At 50.2% G+C, this 7,406-nt stretch carries 6 protein-coding genes; 3 read left to right on the top strand and 3 right to left on the bottom strand.

Features of this window, described 5'->3' with window-relative positions:
• Together BHV83_RS10285 and BHV83_RS10280 are read right to left on the bottom strand one after the other, a co-directional pair.
• The coding region (locus BHV83_RS10285; RefSeq protein ID WP_502687962.1) for an aminotransferase class I/II-fold pyridoxal phosphate-dependent enzyme at positions 1-416 on the bottom strand (416 nt) is incomplete at its 3' end.
• A 25-nt stretch (positions 417-441) separates the two neighbouring features.
• Positions 442-3,423 (bottom strand): serine hydrolase domain-containing protein, encoded by a 2,982-nt coding sequence (locus BHV83_RS10280; RefSeq protein ID WP_286757477.1) that lies wholly within the window; start codon positions 3,421-3,423, stop codon positions 442-444.
• Between the two features lie 177 nt (positions 3,424-3,600).
• Between BHV83_RS10280 and BHV83_RS10275 the strand changes: the two genes are divergently transcribed.
• The 3 genes from BHV83_RS10275 to rplS all read left to right on the top strand — a co-directional run bounded on the left by BHV83_RS10275 (position 3,601) and on the right by rplS (position 6,123).
• The gene (locus tag BHV83_RS10275) at positions 3,601-4,374 is read left to right on the top strand and encodes an NIPSNAP family protein (RefSeq protein ID WP_286757476.1); all 774 of its coding nucleotides are present in this window, start codon (positions 3,601-3,603) and stop codon (positions 4,372-4,374) included.
• 29 nt (positions 4,375-4,403) lie between these two features.
• Entirely contained in the window at positions 4,404-5,639 is a 1,236-nt protein-coding gene (locus BHV83_RS10270) for a glucuronyl esterase domain-containing protein (RefSeq protein ID WP_286757475.1), read from the top strand.
• 136 nt (positions 5,640-5,775) lie between these two features.
• A complete protein-coding gene (gene rplS, locus BHV83_RS10265; RefSeq protein WP_005634912.1) occupies positions 5,776-6,123 on the top strand; it encodes a 50S ribosomal protein L19 in 348 nt (115 codons plus the stop codon).
• A gap of 61 nt (positions 6,124-6,184) precedes the next feature.
• Here rplS and BHV83_RS10260 read toward each other — a convergent pair.
• Positions 6,185-7,406 (bottom strand): DUF4301 family protein (locus BHV83_RS10260; RefSeq protein ID WP_286757474.1); only part of this gene is annotated, 1,222 nt, incomplete at its 5' end.

Here is a 7,406-nt window from a genome sequence, read left to right as displayed (position 1 = left end):
TTCGGGTTACAGATCCAGCAGAAATCCTGTCCTTCCAGCGAGAGGCCGGACAGGTCGCACGAGGTCGGAAAGAAACTGACTTCATGCCCGTGCAGGCGGCAAGCGTCTTCATACTCCGCAAAAGAGGGAACGGCAATAGCGGATTTCGCCCCTTTCCAGGTTTGCGCCAGCAGATAGAATGCCGTGATGGAACCGTTCGTTACCACTATATTCTCCTCCTCCACCTCATAGCAGCGGGCAAGCAGCCTTTTCAGGGAAGAAGCATCCGGTTCCGGATAACGCGTGAGTTCATAAAACTGCTCGTTCAGGTGTTCCCTGAGTGTGCGGAGATCGGCTCCATGCCATACATTTGAACTGAAATTTATCTTTACCTCTTTCTGTGAATTATAGTGGTCGTCACCGTGTCCGAATAACATCTTTGGGGGAATTATGATTTATGAATTATTTGATTGCTTTATAGATTGCGTCTTGGATACGTGTGCGGATATCCAGCGAACCTAGCTTGTTGTTGGCCCGTGTCGGGTTCACACGGTTGGACAGGAAGATATACAGCAGGTTGTTATCCGGGTCCACCCAAAAGCAAGTGCCGGTAAAACCGGTATGCCCATAAACGGAGGCGGGAGCCAGGCTGCCGCAAGGAGATGCTTTACCCCCACCGGCTACCGGCTTGTCGAACCCTAAGCCGCGGCGACAGGTCGGACTTTTACTTTGGGTGAAAAGACGGCAGGTTTCTTTGGATAGGTATTGTTCACCTCCGTAACTTCCCTGGTTCAGATAGAGTTGCAGCACTTTCGCCAAGTCGTTGGCGTTGGAGAAAAGCCCGGCATTGCCCGAAACGCCCCCCTGGAAAGCGGCCGCCTCATCATGCACATAGCCACGAAGCAGTTGCCGACGGATAAAATGGTCGTTTTCGGTCGGGACGATCTGCATCGTGTCGAGGATATGCAACGGATTGTAGGCCGTATGCCAAGCTCCGAGCTTGCTGAAGAACATGCCATGCAGCAGGCGGTCCATCGGCTGCCGCATCTGCTTTTCCACCATCATCTTCAACAGGATGAAATTGATGCAACTGTATTTGTACTTGCCCCGCACGCCGAGGCGCGAGTCCTTGATCTCCTGGATAATGGTGTCTTTAAAAGAGTCGTGCAGATACATGTTGCGGGCGATCTCTGTCGTAAAGCCCGGCTTTTTCCGGGCAGATACCAGATTGGGAAGAAAAGAGAAGTCGTTGCGCACATAGGTCCGGGCGTCGAAACGGACCGGATGCGTCTGGTTCTTCGCATTACTGTACAAGCTACCTTTATAACTATCCTTGTCGATCGCGTTCAGATAGAAGTTGATAGTCGGCGTCAGCCCGGACTGGTGGTAGAGGAGGTCTTTGACAGCTAAATTCTTTTTATCCGAATCCTTTAGTTCGGGTATAAAATCGGAGATCTTATTGTTCAGTGTGAACTTCTTGTCGTCATAAGCTTTCATTACGGCTAGCAAGGTCCCCGCCGCTTTGGAGGAAGAAGCCAGGTCGTAGACGGAGTTTTCATCAACAGCCTGTTTCTTGTCGTAGTCGAAATAGCCGAACGATTTGTCATAGATAATCATGCCATCTTTGGCAACGAGCACCTGGCAACCGGGAAACGCCTTCTGTTCCAAACCGTCTTCCACGATAGAGGCGATCACGTCCAAACGTTCGGGACTTGCCCCCACTTCTTCCGGCTCGTGATAACCGAGACGTGTCTTTTCGGTAAACATGCCCGTCCCCGCCGTGTAGAGGGTAGGGATGGAAACCGGTAGCTTCCCTTTAACCGCAATACCGCCGAAGATGGCTTGCGCCGCATATTTCTGAGCAAGCGGTGTGCCCTCGTAGGCCATTACGACCGCTTTGGCTTTCAGGATGGAAGGTTTATATGCTTTACAAAAATAGGGCAAGGTGAAAAAGGCATAGACCAGTTCCTTCTTTGCCGCCAGCTCGCGCAGAGCCGGGCTTTCCGGAATGCGGACCGTATGCACGCCGCAAATGACCACATCGTATTTCTCCAATTTCTTATATACACTCTGCACTTGGGCTGCCGTCGCATTCCGGCTGATGCTGAAACAGGCGACCGAGTCGTAGCGCCCCAGCATCTTTTGGAACTCGTTCCCTACCCCGTCACCGATAGACAGGGCGGCGATCTTTTTCTTATCGAGCTGCTTCAACGGGATGATGTCGCCCTCGTTCTTCAGCAGGGTGATCGCTTCTTCATTCAACTTGGCGGCCAACCATGCGGCATGGGGAGAGTTCAGGCGTTCGGACAATCCCTTCGTCTCGACCGGGCGATAGTCGTTCAGCCCTGCGATGTATTTATATTGCAGGATCTTGATGATCTTCGCTTCTATCTCTTCCCTGTCCAAAATACCCTCTTCCAAGGCCTCCTTCACGGCTGCAAAGTCGTTAATCGGCGCAGCCGGAGCCAAAAGGATGTCATTGCCCGCCAATAGCGCCATTACGGAAGGGTTATCGGATTTACGGGTAGTAGCGCCTTTCATCGCCAAAGCGTCGGTAAAGCACAGCCCTCGGAATCCGAGCTCTTTTTGCAGCAGGTCGGTGACGACGGCACGGGACATGGAGACCGGCTTATTGCGTGCCTTGTCCAACGCCGGGACATACAGGTGTCCGGTCATCACGCCGGCATAGCCGTCATAGATATAACGCTTGAAAGGCAGCAACTCCACACTGTCCAGGCGTGCCCGGTCATGATGAACGGCAGGCAGCGTATAATGGGAATCTTCGGCGGTATCGCCATGTCCGGGGAAATGCTTGGCGACAGACAGGATGCCCTGCCCTTCCAGCCCACGGGCATACGCAAGCCCTTTGTCGGCCACCGCCTCAGGATTCTCGCCGAAGGAGCGGAGGCCGATCACCGGGTTGTCGGTATTGCTGTTGACATCCATATCGGGTGCGAAATTGATATGGATTCCCATCTCCTTGCACTGCCGGGCAACTTCCTTGCCGTATTCGGTTATCAGGCTGTTATCCTCAATCGCCCCCAACATCATGTTCTTCGGGAAACGGGTCGTACCGGAGAGGCGCATGGAAAGTCCCCATTCGCCGTCCAGCGACACGAGCATCGGGACACGGGAGGCTTTTTGCAGGCGGTTCGTCACCTCGGCCTGCGTGACCGGATCACCTTTATGGAAAAGGATGCCGCCGATCTTTATTTCGTTGACATAACGCATCAGGCGTTGCATATTGCGGGTGTCGGATTTCGGATTGGCGATGACCATAAAGAGTTGCCCGATACGTTCGTCATAACTCATCGCATCGAAGACGGAGTCCACCCAGTGATTCATTTTCTCCTTGTCCACTGCCCGGTAAAGGTTCGGCGTCGTCTGTGCGACAGCGGAAAGAACGGTAACACAACTAAATAAAAAGATATATATTTTCTTCATCGAAAGAGTTGAAATTTATGATTTATAATTTATGATTTATAAATAATGATCACAATGTCTTTCTAATAAATCATAATTCATAAATCATAAATCAAAACAAATGTACGGAAATTACCCTGATATTTCCTACCTTTGAAGTGTTTACTAACTATTTTTTAATCTAAATTCTATAGAACCATGCAAAGAAGGCACTTTATGAAGCTGACAGGTATGTTGGCTACGCTTCCGGCCATCAAGGGGATAGCCGCAACCTCCGAAAAACCCGCTCCATCCGGAAAGCAGCTATACGAATGGCGAATCTACACGCTGGAAGGAGATGCGGACGGCCTGGACGGCTTTTTCCGCGACACACTGATCCCTGCCTATAACCGGAAGAAGATCAAAGCCGGCGCTTTCGTCCCTTATAAAAAAGAGGAAAAAGAACGGCGTCTGCTGCTGTTCATTTATCCCGACATCACGACTTATCATCAGGTGAAACGGACCATCTGGGACGACACGGTATTCAGAAAAGCGGCACAGCCTTATTTCGACAAGACGGCTCCCAACCCGGCTTACTTCAATTTCGAAAGTTTCCTGTGCGAAGCTTTCGACAAAGTACCTTCCCTTCTGATGCCGGACAAGAGCCGGACGATGTTCGAACTCAGGACGTACCACAGTCCCAACGAAGAGGCCAACCAGCGGAAAGTCGCGATGTTCAATAAAGATGAAATAGATGTCTTCGACAAGGTCGGCATCAACTCCGTTTGCTACGGGGAGGTACTGGCCGGTCCGATCATGCCGGCGGTGATGTACCTCACCTGGTACAAGGACGAACCGACACGCAATGCCGCTTGGGACAAATTCCGGGCACATCCGGACTGGCAACGGATCAAGAACCTGCCGGAATATGCCTATACAGCCACCCGAAACACCAGTCTGCTCCTCTCACCATTGCCTTATTCACAGATATAAGGAAATTAAAAATAAAAAAAACGACAGTTATGAGACAAGCCATATTCTTCCTGTGCCTTTGGAGTTGCAGCCTATTGGCGGGACATGCCCAGGAAGCCGATGAAGCGAATTACGACGAAAGCAAAATTCCCCCTTATACCCTGCCCGCTCTGTTAAAGACTAGCGACGGCCGGGAAATAACAACTGTGCAACAATGGGAACAGATCAGACGCCCGGAATTGCTGTCCGTCTTTACCGAACAGGTATACGGAAAGATGCCGGCGGACAAGGTGGATGTGTCCTACAAGAAGTTGAACGACAACCACAGTGCGGTCAACGGCAGCGCCACCCGCAAACAAATCGAAATCACATTCAGCCATAACGGTATAGAACGGAAAGCCCTGCTGCTGATGTATCTGCCGAACCATGTCAAAACAAAAGTGCCGGTATTCCTGCATTTCAACTTCCAGGGGAATCAGACAGTTTCTTCGGACCCGGACATCATCCCGTCGCAATATTCCGACCGCCCACGCGGCAACCAAGCATCGCGCTGGCCGGTGGAAAAGATCATCGACGCCGGTTACGGGTTGGCCACCGTCCATTACTTCGACTTCTTCCCCGACAGCAAGGACAGATATGCGGAAAGTATTCTCGCCCTCTTCGGTCATCCATCTGAAGGAGACATTCCGGCAGACGGCGGACAAGCAATCGCCGCCTGGGCATGGGGTTACAGTCGGGTGATGGATTACCTCGAAACAGACTGGCAGGTCGATGCCTCCAAAATCATCCTGATGGGACATTCCCGCTTGGGCAAAACCTCCCTTTGGGCTGGCGCTACCGATCCGCGTTTTGCAATCGTCATCTCCAACGAATCCGGATGTGGCGGAGCAGCCCTATCCAGACGGCAGGTGGGTGAAACTGTCAACCGGATCAACCACGCGTTCCCTCACTGGTTCTGCAAGAACTTCCGCAGGTATAACAAGAAAGAAGGTGAACTGCCGATCGACCAGCACGAGCTATTGGCCCTCATCGCTCCCCGCCCCCTTTATGTGGCAAGCGCCGAAGAAGACCGCTGGTCCGATCCGAAAGGTGAATTTCTTTCAACCGCATACGCCGGAGAAGTCTATAAGCTCTACGGAATGAAAGGACTGGAAACGACCACGATGCCGACGGTCAACATGCCGATCATGAACCGTGTCGCCTACCACAATCGTACCGGAGTGCATGATGTGACGGATTTCGACTGGGAGAACTACATTAAGTTTGCCGATAAGTGGCTGAAGTAAAATTTATTTCAGACTGCTACTTGCGTATCAAATAATTATTTCGTTACTTTGCATCCGCTTTGCGTAATCTCTGTCGGGACAAGTAGCCCGTTATATTGCGTTTCATTAAAAATTACAATTAAAAAGCTATAAAACAATGGATTTAATTAAAGTTGTAAACGAAGCGTTTGCTACGAAAAAGGAATTTCCTGCATTCAAGAGTGGTGACACTATTACAGTAGCTTACCGTATCAAAGAAGGTAACAAAGAACGTATCCAGCAGTACAGAGGTGTCGTAATCCGCATCTCAGGTCATGGTGACAAAAAACGCTTCACAGTGCGTAAGATGTCTGAAAACGTAGGTGTAGAACGTATTTTCCCGATCGAATCTCCGTTTATCGAAAGCATCACGGTTAACAAGTATGGTAAAGTACGTCGCGCTAAATTGTATTACCTGCGTGCTCTTACCGGTAAGAAAGCAAGAATCAAAGAAAGAAGAGTGTAATCTCTGTGGTTCTATTGCCATACGAAAAAGCCGTCCGATTCATTTCGGACGGCTTTTTTGTTTATTGATGTTCCTGCCGCAGCAGATCATTTACCGTCTTGACCGGATTGAAGGTCTCGATAGGAACTTCGACGAAGATTGTATTCCAGTCGCTCATCGCACCATTCCACAAACCTGGCAATTCCAATGCTTTCAATTCGCGACCGTCCTTGCTCTTATAAGAGATAAAACCGGTATTCTTATCTACATAATCCGGCAAGTTGAACTTCTCGCCCTTATAGTTCTTCAACGCGCATACCAGATCCACCGGATTGAAGTGCGTGCCCTTTTCGAACATCGCTTTCTTTTCGGGATCCTTCAAATCAATCTGCGAGCTTTCGAGAATTTGCAGAGAGACAGTTCCATCCGGGTTGACAGCCAGGAACGGGCCACCGCCCGGCTCACCGACATTCTTCACCATACCGCAGACACGCAACGGGCGGTTCAGCTTACTCTTAATATAAAGGATCAACTCGGCATCTTCCAACAACTTCGTTTCCGGATTCTTCACGTACAACTCCTCCTGCAAGAAATGAATCATCTCTTCCACCTGGTCGTGCGAATACTTGCCGCTGTCGATCAGCTCCAAATACTTGAAGATGCGTTCTTGCAAAGAGACCAGCACACCGGCGATCACCTTCTTGAAGATAACGGTCGAGCATTTGAAACTGTCCGGAACCACATTGTCGATGTTCTTGACAAACACCACATCGGCATCTACATCGTTCAGGTTTTCGATCAAAGCACCGTGGCCACCCGGACGGAACAACAGGTTACCGTTCTTGTCGCGGAACGGATTGTTTTCCATATCGGCAGCAATCGTATCGGTACTCGGTTTCTGCACGCTGAAAGAAATATCGTATTTGACAGAGAATTTCTCTTCATAATCTCCCGTCTTTGCAGCAACCAACTGTTCGAACAGCGCCTTATGTTCGGGCGACACAGTGAAATGTATATTCACTTCGCCGGCATTGTTCTTCGCATACATCGCACCTTCGGCCAGATGTTCTTCCATCGCCGTACGGGCTGTCTGCGGATAAGAATGAAAAAGCAACAGACCTTTCGGAAGCTGTCCGTAGTTCAGTCCTTTCGACTCCAGCAGGTTGGAGACAACAGCCTTATACTGTCCGAGAGCGATTAGTGCAGGAATATCTTTTGCTTCATTCTCGATGCAAGCCCGGTTCAAGGCATCATAGAAGGCAAACTTCCTGATATCATCAAAAAACTTCTTCTCAAACGCATTC

It is taken from the genome of Parabacteroides sp. merdae-related_45_40, from assembly GCF_001915675.1.
This window is presented reverse-complemented; position numbering and strand designations above follow the sequence as displayed.

What these genes read in the sequence shown, in the direction of transcription:
- rplS (WP_005634912.1), top strand. Translation starts at nt 5,776, where the DNA reads ATGGATTTAATTAAAGTTGTAAACGAAGCGTTTGCTACGAAAAAGGAA.
- BHV83_RS10280 (WP_286757477.1), bottom strand. Translation starts at nt 3,423, where the DNA reads ATGAAGAAAATATATATCTTTTTATTTAGTTGTGTTACCGTTCTTTCC.
- BHV83_RS10270 (WP_286757475.1), top strand. Translation starts at nt 4,404, where the DNA reads ATGAGACAAGCCATATTCTTCCTGTGCCTTTGGAGTTGCAGCCTATTG.
- BHV83_RS10275 (WP_286757476.1), top strand. Translation starts at nt 3,601, where the DNA reads ATGCAAAGAAGGCACTTTATGAAGCTGACAGGTATGTTGGCTACGCTT.